Here is a 19,100-nt window from a genome sequence, read left to right as displayed (position 1 = left end):
GCCGTGATTTTCTTTTTCACGCCTCACGTTTCATTCGTCATTATTTTCCGCGTTTCGCCGATTCGACGTCCTTTTTCTTGGTGCTCACCGAATTTACCGCAACCTGATTGGATATCTGAATGGCTTCTTCTTCACCGCCCTCCCAATGGGTGGCGATGATTTCCGCGATATGCGGCCGGCCATTTTCCATAGTGCCCGGTGGCATAGCCATGATCCCGGAAAACTTCGGCAACCGTGTAGACATCGCCGCGCATCATCGTGCGGCCCAGGCTGGTGCGCCACGCGCCGGTGTGTTCCGCATATTGACCGGACATCAGCCCCGCCCGCGATGTCGTACACATCGGCATCTGATGAAAATTGCTCAGGCTCACCCCCTCCGACGCCATCTTATCGATATGCGGTGTTTTGACATGCGGATTACCCTGATAGCCAATGTTGTTCCCGGTGTCATCCGTCATGATCACAATCACGTTTGGACGCTTTGCTTCAGTCCCCGCCGCGAGCAATGCCCATGTGCCGAATAGAAATGCGATTCCCTTCAAAGATCCCTGCATAAACGTTCTCCGTACAAACCTCCTATATATAACGCCGCACCGCGTCGGTCTTTGATTATTATTATCAGGAATAATGAATCAAAAACGTCGAATAAAGCGGTGTTTATTTATACATATGAACCGTGACCATCTAAATGGAGCTTAACCCATGTTCAAATCAATGCCTTCGACCTTATCCATACCGACCTTCTGCCTACTGCTCGCCGGCTGCGAGCACCCGTCCGCAGACATCCCACCCAACAGGGATATCCATGTCGACCCACAATCACAGCAGATCGGAACCGGAACGAAGCAAGCGCCTTTCCAAACCTTGGAACAGGCGCGGGATGCCATTCGGAAACTGGATGACGCAGCGCGGAATCAGGAAATCAACGTATGGCTCGCCGATGGAGATCACCGCCTCACGGAAACGCTTGTGCTCAATCGTCAGGATGGAGGTAAAGCAGAACACATGATCCGTTACCGGGCGCTGCCCGGTGCTACTCCCGTTCTGACCAGCGGAAAGCCGGTCACTCAATGGAAAAAACTAAAGGCTCCGGTTGAAGGATTGCCCAATACGGCGGAAGGCCACGTCTGGGTGGCCGATGTCAGTCAGGAAGAATACGGCCGCTTCACCACTCTCTTTACAGGCGATAAACGTCTGCCGCGCGCCAAGAGCGCCCGCTTCCAGGGCGAGAAACCCACCGGCTATGAAATCGCTGATTCCCGCAACGTTATGCACAAGAAGGATCGTCATCTGCTGCGCGAAATCCGCTACCTCGATGGTGCGCCGATCCGCCAGTGGTCGAACCTCGATGATATCGAGGTTTTCTTCAACCCGGTGCCCTGGGCGCTCAACTTTATTCCCCTCGAAAGCATTAATCTGGAGCAGCGCCTGCTAACCCTTAAATATGAAGCCAACGCTCCGGCCTTCTCGCAGAACGGCCCCTATGCCTGGATCGAGAACGCCGTCGATTTTATCGATGAACCCGGCGAGTGGGCACACAACAGTCAGACCGGTAAGTTGTATTACTGGCCAATTGATGGCAAAGAACCTGCGAATATTCTGATTCCGCAGCTTCATGAACTGGTCCGTATCGAGGGCGAGATCGACTATGACGGCCCAGTCGACCAACCGGTCAGAAACATCAGTTTCGAAGGACTGACCTTCACCCACGCCAAACGGTCTAACTGGTATAAGGACCGTAAGGGATGGGGCATCCAGCACGACTGGGATACCTTTGATTACGGCAACGCCATGCTGCGCCTGCGCGGCGCGGAAAATATTCGCATTAAAGGCAACCACTTTACCAACTCCGGCGGCTCCGCCATCCGCCTCGACCTGCACGCACAGAACAATACCATTGAAAACAATCTAATCGATTACGTGGGACACATGGGCATCCTGCTGGCCGGCTACGGCCCGGGCACCAAAGACGTCAATCATCACAATACGATCCATAACAACATCATTCACCACGTCGGCGAAATCATCTGGCACGGACACGCCATCTTTGTCTGGCAGAGCGGCGATAACATCATTTCCCATAACTGGATCCACGACGTCCCGCGCAAGGCGGTCGGCATCTGCGGCGTGCGGGTGCAGATCCTGATGAAATACAACGAGGATTTCGATGAGGCGGCCCAGACCATCCGTTGGAACGAGATCGAACAGACCGCCACCTGGTCCGACGATGTTCAAACACACTTCATGCCTTACCTGCACGCGAAGAATAATATCATCGAGCACAACAAGGTTACGAAAACCCTGCTGCAGCTTTCCGACGGCGCCTCGCTCAACGTTTCCGGCGCCGGTGAAGGCAACATTATTCGTCACAACTACGTCTACGACGTCGACTATATTGCCGTGCGCACCGACGACTGGCAGCGCGGGACGACCACTACCCAGAACATTATCGCCCGCGCCGGAACGGGCGTCGTGCACAAGGACTACAATCACATCGTCAACAATATCTTCATCGACCTGAACGGCGAAGCGATCCGTATGCGCGCCTTCCCGCGGCAGGTGTTCGTGCCCGACTCGATCATGCAGCGCAACATGGTCTACAGCTCGAAAAAAAATCCGGTACCGCCCTATGGCGAACGCGACCTATGGAACTCCCCCGAGTTCAAGGTTGTAAAGGCCGGCACGAAGCCCCTGCCCTACGAATATCACCTCAACAACAACCTCTACTGGTTCGACGGCGCCGAGGAATTCCTCACTCAATTTCAGGCTAAAGGCGTGGAAGCGAACTCGATCGTCGCGAACCCGAACTTCGCGAACGTCGAAAAGATGGATCTGCGACTACCCGCAGATTCACCTGCTCTGATAAAGATCGGCTTCGAACCGTTCGATGTAAACCTCGACAGCTTCGGCATCACCAAGGACTACCCAGCCCATCTATTAGAAAAGGACAACCGCCTGACGCAATGGGGCAAGCCCACCGTCAAAGGTGCCGACTCGCACCGAAAGCATTACTGATGTTTTTAGACCGGATAACAGGATCGTCAGAAATTACGTTCTAGATCCTATTCATCCTGTCAAACTGCTCTGCTGTTTGTGGAGGGACAGCGTCCCCGCTGTCCGTTGACGACGAGGACGTCGTCCCTCCAGCTAAGGCGACGGATTTTCGAACCAGACGACGTTATTATTAAAATGGCCGGCGACCAGTAAATCCAGGTCGCCGTTACCATCCATGTCCACCGCGCGCAGGTCATAGGATCCTTGATCCGCACCGATGTCGTGGCGGGTGAACCCGGCCTTCCCGTCGTTTTCATACCAAACAGCCTCACCGTCCGGCTGACTGCCTACAGTCGCCACATCGGGATCGCCATCCCCGTCCAGATCATCGACGATCAGGCAGTGGGGGTTGACGATGTCTGGATCGTTTTCGATCAATTCAAATTGCGGCCCTTTAAACCAGAGCACACCGGTTCCATGACCGCGGCTTGCCACATAATCCATATGGCCATCGCCATCGAGATCGATCGGAAGAATATTGGTGGCACCAACTTCCTCGTCGGCCAGCATATGTTTTTTCCAGGGATTGGAAAGGTCGGCAGGTTGTTCCCACCAGGCAAACCATTCCCCGCCAGGATGTTTTTCACCGCCTTTCGCGGCGCAGGCGATATCCGGCCGGCCATCCCTGTTCACATCACCCAACCCCATGTAATGCGAGCCGCCTGGCGCATCGCGATCCGCAAAAATACGACGTTTCCATGCGCCGTCTTTTTTCGTGGGCGTTTCAAACCAGGCAATGGAGTTAGGAAAGTCGGTTTTAGTCGCCCGGCCGGAGTTTGCGATCAGATCAGGCCTTCCATCGATATTCACGTCGCCCGTAATCAGGCAGTGCGTCCCGAGCAGCTCATCGTCGATAGTTCGATAGATCCAGGGTTCGCCGGAAAACGGGTCATCCGGGCACTCCAGCCAGAACAGCGTAAGGTTGGAGCCGCAGAAATCCACATCCCCGTCACCGTCCACATCCAACAGGCAGCTGTGGATGCACATCGGTCGCGGTTTATTGCGGGAATGCTCCGGACTGAAGGTATGTACCACATAAGGTTTCCAGTCCGGCCCTTTCAGTGCCACAACATGCCCGTCATAGGATGCAAGGATATCCATTTTTCCATCCCTATCAAAATCAGCAGCCACGGCGGAATTGATTGCACTTTTCGCCTGGTCCACCACCACCTGTTTTTTCCAACCATTGGAAGCCTGTACTGCTGCTCCAACCATGACCGATAAAACCACTAATTCTGTTTTCATGACTTCTTCGCTTTGTACGCTTCAATGTTCGCTATTTCGGCATACCCGGCCACTTTTTCAATCAGGGCTCTTTTTCCGGCTTCATCCAGCCGGGCAAATGAGCGGACAATCCCGGTATTCTGGCGAATATGGTCCAGGGATTCCATACCGCTCACCCATGACGTGATCGGCTGGGACAGCACAAACTGCATATTTTCCTCGAAGCTGATGGCATGGGGAATCGGAAACCGTTCAGGAGCTTTGACCTTATTTTTCATTTTACGGCCATTCAAACCGCCGCCGGCCAGCGTTTTCATGGCAATCACCGATTGACCGGCCTTCACGGTTGCCGGAAGCAGGTCGCGGGTGAAGCTGTTGTCCGGATTTGCGGCATCGACCGGGTTTACAGGAAACTGGCCACATACCGTGAACGGAGCTTGTTGGGTTTTATCAAGAAAATGTAATGCCGCATCGGGATGCGTGTGGCAGGACCATCCCAGATAACGCGCCTTCCCCTGCTCGTGGAATTTCTTTATCGCCTCGAACACGCCGTCCATTTCCCGCTCATCCACCTCTTCCGGGGTTTTGAAACTATGCAGATAAAGCAGGTCCACGTAATCGGTATTCAGGCGTTTCAGCGAGAGTTCAAATTGTTCGATGAATGTTGCAGCGGTGCCGGCGGTCGATTTGGTCATGATGAACGTATCATCCCGATATTTTGGACAGAGGTATTTTCCATAAAGGGTTTCGGCATTTCCACGGGAATAGCCGTACGCGTTGTCGAAGAAGCGCACGCCTTCCTCCAGTGCCCGTTCAATACAGGCCTGGGCATCGGCGTCTTCCATCCGGCCGATATGCGCCCCGCCTACCCCCAGCAACGTGAGCGATTCGCCGGTATCAGCCAGCGGCCGGGTCGGCAATAGGTTGCCCAATCGGTCCGATTTACCCGTTGTGATTTTCCCGGCCCGCGCGGAATTGGCGAGTAACGTTGCGGCCAGTGTACCGGATGCATTGAATGTTCTTCGGCTGGCTGAATAGGTACTCATGATCCATGCTCCTGTTTATTCGAAACGCCATGCTAGCCGATTTACGACCGATAACCTATACCCATATTTAACCCGATACCATCCAATAGATGGAGGGCTGTCTAGTAGGTCACTTTATAAACAGAGGCCAGATTGAACGGCGCATTCTTTGCTCTGAGCTGCAACCCTTCATCAGTCATCGTCCAATCGATGGAGGTATCTGAACCCAGTTGTGAGATGGATTTAATCTTCTGATTAAAGCCCTTGAAGGATTTCAGCGTGATTGATTTTTCCAGCGGTTGGAAGGCGATGATGTAGATGGCGCCGCCTTTTGAGGTGTAGCGGAATTCCTGTTCGTGAATGTGCATACTATGGCTGGTGTAGTGCACGCCCTCTTCATTTTCAATCAGCTCACCGGCATATTCGCCATAGGTTTTCCACGGGTTGGAACTGTAGATAGCCTCGCCGTTTATCTTCAGCCAATCACCCAATGCCAGCAGGCGGATTTTCATGCCTTCGGGAATGGTTCCGTCTGCCCGCGGACCGATGTTCAGCAAGAGGTTGCCATTTTTACTGACCACGTCACAGAGCAGACGCACCAGTTCGGCCGGGGTTTTATAGAGATCGTTGATCTCCTCGTTTTCCATATAGGCATATGACGTACCGAGCGTAGCCGGATTCTGCCAGCGCGGCCCGATCGTTTCCATCTTCAGGTTATCGGCTTCGATGCAGCCGACGCCTTCCGGCCAGTTGATGGTTTTGCCCTTGTTATTGAACCACACCTGCTTACCCCACCCTTCGGCGGCATTGAGATAATCGGCCATCATTTTACGGAATGCGGCTTCAAACTTAGCCACCTGGGGATCTTCTTCCCGCAGGAAAGGCACATCATCAATCCACATAAAATCGGGCTGATATTTGGTTTCCGCCTCTTTCCATCGGGCCACATAGTCGGCAATAAAAGCATCGTCATATTCAAATGGACCATAAAGTGACGCCGCCTCCGGCATACGCTCGATCTCTTCATCAATCAGACCCGTCTCACGGGTAAAACGATCCGGGTGGCGTTCGCGATGATAGGTGATGCCATACTTCATCCCCTCCGCGCGAACGGCTTTTCCGAGGTCCCCGATCAGGTCGCGCATGGGGCCCTTTTTTGCAGCGGTCCAGGGCGTCAGCTCGGAATCCCATAAAACATATCCATCGTGGTGCTCCCCGGTCGGCAGGACATAGGTAGCCCCCGCATCTTTAAACAGCTTCGCCCATTCAGCCGGATCCCAGTTTTCCGCCTTGAACAGTGGCACCATATCTTTGTAGCCGAACTCCGGCATGGTCGCCCCGAACTTTTCAGTCATGAATTCGGTATAGCGCTCGGGCTTTTTATACATATCCGCCGTGATGGCTTCGGCATAGCCGCGATGCCGATCTTTATAACCGGCCACACTGTAGGGCCCCCAATGAATAAAAATACCCAGCTTACCCTGGTCCCACCATTCCGGCACCGGAGCAGTGGCCAATGATTCCCATTTGGGTTCGTAGGTTTTTGCCTCGACGGCACCAACAACCAACAAAGCCGCAATCAAACTGAAAATAATATTTCGCATCGTATTCCCCAATCGTTGAATTCATCCTGATTCTACAAATAGAACCCCGCAGAATCTGTAGAAATTGATAATTTCTAAAAATAAACTGAGCCCGCAGATCACGCGGAACACGCAGATATTTGCAGGGAGGTTTCATCCGTAACCTGGAGGAACATTATCTCTCCGTATCCCACGGACGCTGAGGACAGCGTCCCTCCAGATAAGAGCCGCACCGTGGAGGGGCATCGTCCTCGATGCCTGCCCAATCGGAATGACGGTCTAGTGAAAATGCTTTTTATCGATCGCATCGTAGCTCATGGATTCTTCTTCCATGATAAACGGCTGCCCCGCCACCATCTTTTCGCCAACGTCGCCGGAGAGCTTAATCTTAAAGGCATACGCATAGTTATGCGGTTTCTTTTCCAAGGATTCGATAACGAGTGCATCCGCTGTCTGTTTCGTCTTCAGCTCACCATCATAGCCCAGCAGTTCGATACTTTCGATTTTTGCGTTTGGAATCATGTCCTTACCGAGTGATCGGATGACAAATTCATCCTCTTCCCAGTCGAGGAAGATGGCATACATAAAGTCGCCTTTTTGCGTAAAACGGATCTGGCCCTTTTTATCCGCTTCGCGGTAGTCCCAATAGATCACGCCTTTATCGGGTTTATACATAAAGGTGCCGAGCGGTCCTTCGGAGGCAATTTTCCACATGCGCGTTCCATAGATAGCATCGCCGTTTACCTTCAGCCATTTTCCGATCTCCGCACAGATCTCTTTTTCCTTCGGCGGAATGGTGCCGTCGCCCATCGGGGTCAGGGACATAAAATAATACCCGCCGCGTGACACCATATCGATGAGGGCATCCACATGATAATCGGGGCCGAATTTGTATTGTTTATCTTCGACGTAACTCCACGGATAGCTGATGGCTTTGTCCACCAGGAACGGCCCAGTGGCAAATGGCGGCTGATCCCGTCCTCCTTCGTAGCATTTAATGCCGACGCCCTGCGGAAAATTAAAGACTCCAGTGCCCGGAAGTTTATTGAATACGGCTACCTCGCGGTTTTCTTTTTCCGCCTTCCCGAAATAATAGTTCATCATTTCCAGATGACTTTCTTCGGTGCAATGGTCGGCCGGCTTGAGCCCATCAAACCAGAGGGAGTCCGGATTATATTTATCCACGACTTCTTTCACTTTTTTCAGCCATAGCTCATCAAACAGTTTGGCATCCGCTTTTCCCCACTTTGGAAAAAACCAGGTATCGAATTCAGGATTAAAAAGATCGAGCTTTGCTTTTTCCTCTTCCGAAAACTCGCTCTCTTCGAGCTGACTGGTGGCATAGCCGAAACTGCGGGCATGGTGAAAGGTGGCGATGGTTTTAAAATCAGCACCTTTGGCTGCATCCACAAATTCGCCATAGATATCGCGCTTCGGCCCCATCTTACCGACATTCCATGGCACGACATCGGAATCCCACAGTAGGAAGCCGTCATGATGCACAATGCAAAGTCCACCGAATTTTGCGCCGGCATCTTTCATGACATCGACATATTCCTGCCCATCGAAACCTTCGCACAAAAACTTTTCCGTAAAATCGGAATACCCGAATTCGGTGGGCTTTCCATACTTTTCCGTGTGCCAGGCGCTGACCGTCGTCGCACCTTTTTTCTTATCCACCCGATCTTTATACATGTAGCGGATATAGGTATTGCTGACGTCTTTATTACCCGGAACGGAATAGAGCCCCCAATGGGTATAAATGCCGAACTTGCCGTCTTCCAACCATTTTGGAACGGCTTCGCCCCTAAGCTGCTCCCAGCCCGGCCGGTATTCAGCTGATGGAATCCGGAAATGGGGCTTATTATATTTATTGCCCTCCATTTCTTTCACCCGCTCCTGGGCATCAGCCCCCAACGGCGCACGGTTTTCATCTGGATAAATATGCTGGTTGGATTGAGCGGCAGCAAATGCACTACCGGCGGCCAAAGACAAAAATACGGTTGCAGTTATTTTCATACATTCCTTTAGTTCAAATACAAATCACATCACAGACTAAATGCCGCTGCCGGTAGTGATCTTGACGGTTCCTTCATGCAAACCCAACAAAAAGGTCCCGCCTTTTCGGGCGAGACCCCGTACTGAGGAACGTGATGATGAAAATCTATTTATTTACAAAACCTACACAATCATGCAGCCATCCATTCGTCGGGAATCAGCCTGTAATCAGACCAAGCGATTCCAGCCGGGTTTCCGGCTCTGGCTCTGAAACCGTCTCTTTAACTGTATCCGGTTTCTTTCTTCGTTTAACATTCTGCTTCGATGGCGTGTTTGGCACTCCATCCATTACGATGTCCGCCAATACACCTATACAGGAAATTCGGGACTGATTATCCGATCCACCGAGATCCAGCGCTTTCACTAGAATGGATACGTCAGCACACTCCCCAAGATCTATTGAACTGAAACGGGTATTGGTGACAGTCAAACTACCGCCTATAACAGCGCATGCACTTTGCCCTGCTGTAAACCCGTTCATATCGACCCGGTTAATCAGCATGCCACCAACGCTCGCAGTCTCACCGGTATTTCCTGATACAGCAAACCACTCACGGAGTTCGAAAACGACCGATTCTCCCGGCTCAAACTGCGCATCTCCCAAACCGAATCCGCTTCCGGTTCCGCAGATACTCTCCGCGTTTAGGGAAGATACCTTCAGCGTAAATCCCCAGTTTATGTTATTCACCTCATCCTGAAAGGTGAAATCGTGAGAAATTGAACTTCTACCGTCTTTGGCCTTTTTAGCCATATCGGCACCAAAGCCACCCACCAGATTCTGATTCAACTTTCCGGGGTTTACCGTTTCGTTGGCTACCGCCTCATCTGTCTGCGTCCTGACCGATATGCCATACGATACCACCCTGGCCTGGGCAGCACCTGCCAGCAAACAGAGTATGCCTATAACCTGCTTAAAGCATCTCAACCGCCTCCATCGATTATTCATCTGCATATACCCTTCGGTTTTTCCAATGCCAACATTCCCCAAAGCCGGAGAAAACCCATACTCTCTACAGAAATAAAAATACCGCAGTACTCCCTGATTTTGACATTTTTAAAAAAGAGTCGAAAAACGGACGACGCTTTCTTCAATAAAAAAGCCCCACCCGCGAGCGGATGGGGCGAGCAATGTCCCATATACACTGAGCGATATAAATTTAGCCCATCATAAAGCGACGGCGGATAAAGAGGATACCGCCACCAAAAACCGCAACCATACCGAGTGTGACCGGTTCCGGGATGACCGTTATGCCCACATCACCTATAGTGGTTCCGATCATAATTTCATCAAAACCTAGCTTGCTGTTTGTAGAGAGCGACAGCGTATCCAGGTTTGTTTCATCGACCGCAAATTCAGCAGTGGAAATCGCTGCATTGGGATCAATCTCCCAGTCTGTATTCCCGAGAAAGAGCGATAACTTGTCATTTCCCGCGGCACTGAACTCGATTTTTCCAACGACCAGCACGATGTCATCAGTAAGCGCAACTTTTGAACCTATGACACTACGATCACCACGATCTTTCCAAACGACGGCACCAAATCCACCACTATCATGCTGGAAACCAAATCCAGCGGATGTATTCGTATCCGTATCCGTGGGAAACTTCGGCGTTCCGCTTCCGCCCGCCAAAAAGCTGGCTCCACCGATTGCAAATTGCGCATTTGCGGACTGGTCATATAACACGCTGAACCAAAGCTCAGTTGTAGCATCGAGATCAGCACTGATCCCCCGTCCTATGCTCTCGGTTCCTCCCGCGGAAGTTCTCGACAGGTTATTTCCGTAAGAACCCGAGCCGAAAGAAAACGCGCTGGACGTGATGTTAAAATTCGGATCATCTGTAACATAGGCTGGAGCATCAACACCCTGCCATGCCCCGGAAAATCCAGTCCCCCCATTCTGAGTTCCATTGGTCAGACCTCCTGACGTTACAGCATAGTTAAACGACTCCTGAACTAGCAATGCAGACTGCGCCGAAACTGCGAGCAAACAAACTATCCCTGCTATGCATTTAATTTTTCCCATTTTCTTTTCTCCTTTTTCACTGCATGAATTCACTGAAGAGCAACCGCTTCGTTGCTATCAAGAGTGGTAATGCCGCGGCGGGATATCGTTTTGATGTTTTTTATAAAAATCTTATAGGGGTATTCACTTCGCTGGACTAAGTCTGTATCTTGTGGTTTCTTCCCCTGACCGACAGGGATATTTCCTTGAACCGAACGGGTTCCATAGCGACTGCATTTTGTAGCAGACGGTAAAGCAGCATTCCCCGCGAGCGGGAAGTGCGCCGGTTGAAGCGGAACGTGTATTCGTCGAGATAGTATGCCAAATGCTCGTGACTTACTGCGCCCTGATGTGTTCCGCCAAGCCACCGCTTAAGCAAACTGGCGACTCGATGGCAAAGGGGGAGCAGGTTCGCGCCAACATCCTCGGATTTCCGAACGACTTTATGGTCGTAGCCCAAAGCTCCCAAACCATTGTACCCCTTCCACCCGTCCGTCTTCACCTGCGTACCCGGATCAACCGTTTCTCGGATGGCCCCTTCAAGGCTTTTGGATGAGGCATCGGGTATTTTTACAAGGCGAATGCGACCGACGGCCTTACCATTCTCCTGCGCCACGATCAGCACAAGGGTCTTGCCTTCGGCTCCGCGCCCCCGTTTCCCGGGCCTTGTGCCGCCTATGAAGGTTTCATCCACCTGCACGGTTCCGGCCAGTCTTTCCCGTCCCGGACGTACCATCGCCCGGCGGAGCTTGTGCAGCCACGTCCATGCGGTCTTGTAGCTTCCGAGGCCGAGAACGCGCATCAGTCCCAAGGCGCTGGCTCCGTTCTTCTGGCTTGTCACCCACCAGATCGCCCTGAACCAGGACGCCAGCGGTTTGCGGGTGCCCTCAAAGATCGTACCCGAGGTTACAGATGTTTAACGACTGCACGTCTTGCACTTGAAAAGGCCGTCTGACAGTCGCCACGACTCCCCATGGCCACAGGCCGGGCAAAGGAAGCCGTTCGGCCATCGCAATGATGCAAGATAGTCGCGACATGCTTCTTCACTTGAAAAGTTCAGTTCCAATTCTTCCAGATCCTTTGGATACGCTTCCATGAAACGTGTGTACCACAACATGTGGGTCTAGTCCATCGAAGTGAATACCCCTAAAATCTTAAAACCTGCCTCGGCCCAGAAAAACAGTTTATGTCCCATCTGAATAAAGAACATCTCCTTCCGTTTTCAGGTAAACAAACACTATACTTCTTTAGCGGCGAAACATTTATTTACCCCTGTCACAGCAAGGGAATCGGCAACGTAGAAGCCTTCGCGAGCATGCCTCGCACCTCGTCGCTTTACACGCTCAGAGCCTGCCATTCGACGGAAACGCGACGAGGGCGTCGCGTCTACATTCAAACGCTAAACATCTATTCCCTGCAGTTGGGCCATGAACAAAAAAAGCCCCACCTGAAAGCAGATGGGGCATGCTGAATTTTTTGATTCAGTTATCGGTTAGTCCTTCTCAACCTGGAGGCGGATGAATTCTGCGGCTTCCAACATATCAGTGCTATTGGTCACACTCTGGAATTCGCCATCATCAAGGCCGCGTTCTTCGGCTTCAAGACCGGCGCTTCCCCAACCACCCGGGATAGTCAGATTGCCGTTGAGGTCCACGATGAACGTCAGTGACGGATCATCCGTACGTTCATTGTAAACGTGGTAGAAGAATCCACCGGCCTCACTGGTCTGCGGTGAAACTGTGGCGGCATCATCCACCAGCGGGTCACCACCCAGCGCATATTCCATCAGGTTATTGAGGCCATCGCCCAATCCACCATTTTCGGCATCATCTTCAAGACCGTCATTCACCCCGGCGGTCAGCCCATTATCTTCAGCCCATAAACTGTAGCCTTCCAACGGAAGGTCTCCTGTGCGCAGCAGTTCGACATTATCGATGAAGAAGTCCGGTCCGTAGCGATGGTAGAACACGATCGCCACATCCTGATCCGCCTGCACGTTCAGGTCGCTGAGCACGAGCGTTTCAGTCACGGTGTTCGTGTAGGTCTTCGATCCCAACAGGGTGACCTTAGCGTTTCCATTCGTTTTAAGATACTCACCGGTTCCCGGAGCATGGTCCCACTTGACATAATTATTGGTTCCGGATGTATCCTGATCGAGTGCCCAAAACTCAACACGGGCGATGGAATCGTTGGACGGAAATGTACCGTCAACCTGCACATCCAATGAGAGTTCATACGTACCCTCAGTCAATGCAATCGTATCCTGCAAGCCAACATCATCATAACCCGCCGTATTGCGATGAATGATGGTACCTGTGGCCCGAACCGCCGTATCGGCCGCATTTGACTTTAACTTACGATCCACGTGACTGAGCCCGGTGCCGCGCCAGGTATTGTTCACCCCGTTCGTATTGGTTTCGGTAGCACCCACAACAACAATCGAGTTGGTCACCGCTGAATCCTCAAACTGTGCGGCAAGAACCGCATTCGTGCTGTTGACCGGCAGTTCATAATCACCAACACGGGTCAGCACGAGGTCATATAAACGCACGTCGCATTTTCCGGAACGATGCATCACGAAGAGCGCATCCTGGTTGTCTTTCACATTCAGATAAACGTATCCCGTTGTGCGGGCAACATCGCCTGTTCCTGCCAGGATTCCATCCCCATGCTCTGAATAGTAGCCATTGCCGTCATTCTGGATATCCACATCCACCCCGCCGCTGGCTCCTGTAGCAATATCAAGCACCACCTTATCCGGATTACTGCTGGTGGAAAACAACTGCTGATCAATCAATCCATAGGCATTAAACGACCAGATTACATTGGCGCCATCGGTATTCAGCACTTCATAGTCAAACTCATACCTGTATAGCCCATTGGTCAGAATATGCGTATCCTGCGCTCCGAAATTATCAGATCCTGCAGTATTCGCTTCAACCAGGTTATAGGCTGAACGCGTGTTGCCGGAAGAGCTCAACGTGATACTGCCCGCAGAGGTCTCCTGAGTAAAGTTTCCGTTATGGTTCCAGTTATTAGTAAATGCTTCGAAATTATTCATCGGCAGCGTGCCGCCTCCAAGGGGGCCGTTCAGATTAACCGCATTCCCAAACACCTGCTGGATGACCGAACCCGTCGACAAATCATAATTGAACGCCGCAACGGAAACCGTATTGGTATAATCAATACTGCTTCCAGCTTCACCATAAACCACTTCAACCGTGCACGTTGAACTTTGCTTATTGCCCAGACCGACGAATGAATCGTCAAAGGTGACTGTAATGACATCCGTGGTCTGAATAGCGCCCGGATTGTTCGCTGAAAACGCTCCCGGATGCTGTTCGTCGAGAATATTGACTTCAGAAATGACTACATTGGTATATCCCGGACGCCCTTCAACGTATGAAACAGCGATGTCATTGCTAACAAGTGTTGCCGGAGCAACGAGGGTCAATCCCAGACTGCTGTCGCTGCTGAACTGGAACGGTGGATTGCTGAACGTACCTTTCAGCGCAACCGTATTGGTTTGGAGAACATTGTCATCCAGATTTTTATAAACGATATCAACAGTACCCGTCGTCGTGAACGCCTCCGTTGCACTGGTAATTGCCTTTATTGCGGAAGCATCAAACGCAAAATCCAATGCTGTAATCGCTGGAGACGGAGTGCTCAGGGTGAAGGGTGTCGCGGTGATTGCCGTGATAGCATTCGAAACACTCATTACATTCAACGCGGTGATTTCAACTCCGGAGGAGCTGTTTGCATATTCCGTCAGAATGCTGTTGGACACAACAACGGCCGGATAATCCGCAAGGAGATCCTGTGTGTCGTCCGGCGTCAAATTAAATGTAAAAGCAGCCGAAGCCGGCACGACATCGTTATATGTGGCGCCAACACGAATTTCGTCAATTCCCGGCCCGCGGTTGGATGAGATGGTCAGCGTATTCAGAGAGCCGGCTGCCGTAGGCTGAGAAACCGTACTGAGCGGTGCCCCTGGAAGGACGAGCGTGGCATCGACCTCATACAAGTCAACCGTATCATTGCCACCTACATTCCGCTTTACGTGTCCCACTAGTAACAGAACATTATTATCAGATTTTGCTACCGTACCACCCACTGATACCGATACCGCACTTCCTGCCGGCCAGACAGCCGCTCCCAGATTACCACCTTTATGAGTGAATCCAAACCCTGGCCCCGTGGCCATATTTCCATTACCACTGCTGCCATCCCCGAAAGCGCCGCCACCGATGCCGAACTGCGTGGTGGCAGAGGTTTCATGTAAAACGCTAAACCAGAATTCTGATGGTAAAGATGCGGAAATCGTTCGCTCAATCGCTTCAACTCCGCCCGTATTTGTACGTTTCAGCTTATTACTTGAAACCGTCAGCGAGCCCAGACTAAAGCTACCTGACGTAACATTAAAAAATGAGCCTGCCGCATCTGAACTACCCCAGGCACCGGATAATCCTACCCCACCGCCAAGGCTGGCACTCTCGATACCGCCAGTCGTCGTATCATACTCAAATCCCTCATAAACAAGCGGGTCTGCCGCCTGAACCGTTCCAGCCACGGCCATCACAGCCACTAAACTTATCCATCTCTTTATATCCATTTCCATCTCCTGCTTTCGCTTGGATTTATCTGATTCTTCGGAATGCTCCCATGCATCCCCTCCTACAGATGGTGTAAATGCCGACTCAAGAAGGTGGTTTGATATTTTTTTAAATAAAAATAAAAAGTCCCACCCGCGTTAGCGGATGGGACCTGCACAAACTTATCTCTGAATAGAGGTTAGTTACTTCCGTTTTAACTACATACCATTTTGCGTTCCTTAAAGATGAGAGATGAAAGATGAACTATGACAGTGGGTCTGCGACGCATTCTATAAAAAGGCCAATGCCGCCTGAGTTCTGATTTCATCTGTCATAGTTCATAATTCATAATTTCTGCTGCGCAGCCGCATTAGTCTTTTTCAACCTGCAAACGAATGAACTCGGAGGAAAGATCCACATCCGTCCGGTTGGTTACCGACTTATAGTTACCAGCCGGAACCGTTTCATCGACATAGTCGATACCTGCCGCACTCCAGTTGGTGTACACCAGGTTGTTTCCGGCTTCAACGGTGTAGGTCAGTGTACCGTCATCCGTACGTTCGGTATGAACATAATAGAGCCAGTTGCTTCCACCATCCATACCCATAGTGGATTTCGGCAGGATATCGTCGCCTCCTGCGGTTGGGTCACCATTAAGGGCATATTCCAGGAGGTTGTTGACGCCATCGCCATCAGGATCTGATTCAAGCGCCGTATCGAAGAATCCGGCAAAGCCTGATGCCCATCCCTCATAGCCAGACAGGACTGCATCGCCGGTGCGCACCAGCTCGATGTTGTCGATGAGCAGATCAGGCCCTTCCCGGTGATAAAAAACGAGGGCAACGTCCTGATCATTAAGTACCTGCATATCCGTCAGCGATACGGTGGTCGACAGTGTATTGGTATACTCCACCTTACCCAACAGACTGAAGCCCGCGGTTCCATCCGTTCGCAGCGTCGCAAAGTCGCCGGGTGCGTGGAAGATCTGAACCTGATTAACATCACCGGCCGGATCCTGTGATAACGCATAGAGCTCAACGCTGACCAAGGAAGAATTCGATGGGAACGATCCCTCAATATCAAGATCAAGCGTCAGGCTGTATACCCCGGATGTCAGAGCAATCGTATCCTGCACACCGACGTCATCATAGCCTGCCTCACCCCGCCGTAACACAATCGCTGTGGCCTTCCTGGTATTATTATTTGCAATGGAGGAAAGCTTCTGACTATCCCAATCCACATTGGTACCGCGGAATGTATTCGCAATCGAAACCCCGTTGCTGTCCGTTCCTGCGTTGGTATCGGTCTGATCCCATACAACAATTGCATTTGTTGCACTGGCATCATTGAAGTCGGCCGCCAGTACCGCATTCGGTGAATTCGGTGTATCGGTGTTTGGATCAAAGTCCCCGACACGGGTCAGTGTCAGCTCATAAATATAGGGCTCTGCATTTCCACCCGACTGAATCACGAACAGGGCATCTTCTCCATCCTGAATGTTCAGATAGACGGAACCGGTCGTGCGCGCAATGATATTTGAACTGATCAGCTTGCCGTTCGGGTGAACGCGGTAATAGGCAGAGCCCACCCCTACCGGATCAACATAGACCGGGTCACCGGTACCCAGATCAAACTCAACATAGTTGACCATACTGTTGGTATCGTAGGTATCCTGGCCGATCAAGGCATAGGCCCCGAAGCCCCACATATTTTCCGCATTAGGTGTTCGCGTCATTTCAAAGTCGAAGTCATAGCGATACAGGCCGTTGCTCAGAACCACCGTATCCTGCGGGCCGAAGTTATCCATGCCGCGCGTGCCGCTTTCGATCAGATTCACCGTTGAGCGGTTGTTACCGCCGGACTTCACCCACAGATATCCGTCACCAACCTTCTGCTCCAGATTTGCGCCGATCCATTTATTGGTGGCCAATGCAAAGTTGTTCAACTGCAGCTTACCATCACCAAAGGTTTCAATATTGGATGGATTGGAAAATACCTGCTGAATGACCCCCTGCGGCAGGTTCAGATAAGTAACTGACACCGAGTTGGTCACAACATAATTGGTGATTCCTCCGGCTTCCTGCCAGGTGATCAGAATATCAGCGGTCGCGCTGTCCTTATTCTGCAGCTGACCACCGCTGTTGTCGAATGCCACCTGAATGACCGAATTGGACGGCTCAGCATCCGGGATCGTAAACGGAGCTGTCAGAACGCTGAATCCATTGGTGGAGGCATTCACCAAATCAATCGCCGTAATCTGCACGTTGGTGTGTCCCGGACGACCGGCCACATAGGAGACCGATATATCGTTGGTTACCGCTGTTGCGGGATATTGCAGTCCCAGGGAGAGGCTGCTGTCATAATTAAAATCAGCGGCGGAATTGCGGAACTGTCCGATCAACTCAACCGTATTGGTTTCGGAAACTCCACTTCCCACCTTGGTCCAAACGATATCCACCGAACCGGTGGTACTGAATCCGGCCGTCGCTCCGGTAATATTGGAAACCACAGAGGCATCATAAATAAATTCCAATGCCGTGTTCGAAGGAATGGGATCGGTCATGGTGAAAGGCGTCCCGGTTAAAACACTGAACGCATTGGTATCGGAAAGGTTCAACGCCGAAATCTCGATGCCTGCTGCGTGGTTGTCATACTCCACCTGAATACTGTTCGTTGCTGAAACTGCCGGATAATCGGCCCGGACAATCTGCTGGTCTTCCGGCATCAGGTTAAAGATGAACTCCACAGAAGCGGCTATAACGTCGGCATAGGTAGTTCCGATGCGCAGCTCATCCATTCCCGGGTTGCGGTTGGTGTTCTGGGCTACCGTATCCAATAAAGACTCTGTTGCATTGACTTCAAGTGTGGCGATTGGTGTATCCGGCAAGACCAGATCCACGCCGACGGAATAAAGTTTATAAACATCCGCGCCGCCAGTGCCTGTATTAAATGAAACATGGCCGACCAGAAAAGCTGTGGTTCCACGCGAAAGAGCCAAGTCACCGGCTCCGTTGAAGGTTACAACGCCCCCGTCGTCCCAAACTGCGGCAGCAATACCCTGTCCTGTTCCTGAAAGGTTTCTGTTCTGGAAACCAAATCCAGGTCCCGAAGAGAGAGTCAGGGCGGTGTCGTTGGCAAATGGGCCTCCTCCGATAGCAAAAGCCGCATTATCACCACCTTTCCAAAGCACACTGAACCACATTTCACCTGCAGCAACAAAAGCAGTTACATTCGTCGCATGAATCGGCCGGCTTAATTCCTCTGTACCGCCTGTTAATTCGCGGAACAGCTGATTACTGCTCACATTCAGCGATCCCCATGAAGGGCTTCCGGCGGTGATGTTCCAGTTTGCGGCGCCGCTGGTATCGGTTACAAACCATTCGCCGGCAAAGCCAGTCCCTCCGTTTAATCCGGTACTTCCTGTGCCTGACCATAATCCCCCGGCTGTGGTCGGATATTCGAATCCTTCATAGGCTAACAACACCGCATTCGCAGAACCCGCCGTAACTAAAACAGACGCCACTGCCATCCACTGCTTGACTTTCATGCTTACTCTCC

At 51.6% G+C, this 19,100-nt stretch carries 10 protein-coding genes and 1 pseudogene; 1 reads left to right on the top strand and 10 read right to left on the bottom strand.

Annotated elements, in window-relative coordinates:
- Positions 1 to 131: 131 nt before the first annotated feature.
- Positions 132 to 554: a sulfatase-like hydrolase/transferase gene (locus E9954_RS23975; protein WP_136081807.1), complete on the bottom strand. Its 423-nt coding sequence runs from the start codon at positions 552 to 554 to the stop codon at positions 132 to 134.
- A gap of 148 nt (positions 555 to 702) precedes the next feature.
- Here E9954_RS23975 and E9954_RS23970 point away from each other — a divergent pair, with 148 nt between their 5' ends.
- Positions 703 to 3,015, top strand: coding sequence for a right-handed parallel beta-helix repeat-containing protein (locus E9954_RS23970; RefSeq protein WP_136081806.1), 2,313 nt, complete (start codon positions 703 to 705; stop codon positions 3,013 to 3,015).
- 132 nt (positions 3,016 to 3,147) lie between these two features.
- On the opposite strand, the gene E9954_RS23965 is transcribed toward E9954_RS23970, so the two are convergent.
- The 9 genes and pseudogenes from E9954_RS23965 to E9954_RS23925 all read right to left on the bottom strand — a co-directional run bounded on the left by E9954_RS23965 (position 3,148) and on the right by E9954_RS23925 (position 19,089).
- Complete coding sequence (locus tag E9954_RS23965; RefSeq protein ID WP_136081805.1) at positions 3,148 to 4,299, bottom strand: FG-GAP repeat domain-containing protein; 1,152 nt, start codon at positions 4,297 to 4,299, stop codon at positions 3,148 to 3,150.
- Positions 4,296 to 5,324, bottom strand: a complete 1,029-nt coding sequence (locus tag E9954_RS23960; RefSeq protein WP_136081804.1) for an aldo/keto reductase — start codon at positions 5,322 to 5,324, stop codon at positions 4,296 to 4,298. Before E9954_RS23960 ends, E9954_RS23965 begins: the two co-directional genes overlap by 4 nt.
- 101 nt (positions 5,325 to 5,425) lie before the next feature.
- Positions 5,426 to 6,907 carry an alpha-L-fucosidase gene (locus E9954_RS23955; RefSeq protein ID WP_136081803.1) on the bottom strand — a complete coding sequence of 494 codons (1,482 nt, stop codon included), beginning with the start codon at positions 6,905 to 6,907 and terminating at the stop codon, positions 5,426 to 5,428.
- Between the two features lie 258 nt (positions 6,908 to 7,165).
- Positions 7,166 to 8,905, bottom strand: a complete 1,740-nt coding sequence (locus tag E9954_RS23950) for an alpha-L-fucosidase (protein WP_136081802.1) — start codon at positions 8,903 to 8,905, stop codon at positions 7,166 to 7,168.
- A 196-nt stretch (positions 8,906 to 9,101) separates the two neighbouring features.
- Positions 9,102 to 9,890: a hypothetical protein gene (locus E9954_RS23945; protein WP_136081801.1), complete on the bottom strand. Its 789-nt coding sequence runs from the start codon at positions 9,888 to 9,890 to the stop codon at positions 9,102 to 9,104.
- A 211-nt stretch (positions 9,891 to 10,101) separates the two neighbouring features.
- A complete protein-coding gene (locus E9954_RS23940) occupies positions 10,102 to 10,968 on the bottom strand; it encodes a hypothetical protein (RefSeq protein WP_136081800.1) in 867 nt (288 codons plus the stop codon).
- 136 nt (positions 10,969 to 11,104) lie between these two features.
- Positions 11,105 to 12,043, bottom strand: a pseudogene (locus E9954_RS23935) (IS1595 family transposase).
- A gap of 396 nt (positions 12,044 to 12,439) precedes the next feature.
- Positions 12,440 to 15,562: a hypothetical protein gene (locus E9954_RS23930; protein WP_136081799.1), complete on the bottom strand. Its 3,123-nt coding sequence runs from the start codon at positions 15,560 to 15,562 to the stop codon at positions 12,440 to 12,442.
- 350 nt (positions 15,563 to 15,912) lie between these two features.
- Positions 15,913 to 19,089, bottom strand: coding sequence for a hypothetical protein (locus E9954_RS23925; RefSeq protein WP_136081798.1), 3,177 nt, complete (start codon positions 19,087 to 19,089; stop codon positions 15,913 to 15,915).
- Positions 19,090 to 19,100: the final 11 nt, after the last annotated feature.

The organism is Pontiella desulfatans (genome assembly GCF_900890425.1).
Lineage (GTDB): Bacteria > Verrucomicrobiota > Kiritimatiellia > Kiritimatiellales > Pontiellaceae > Pontiella > Pontiella desulfatans.
This window is presented reverse-complemented; position numbering and strand designations above follow the sequence as displayed.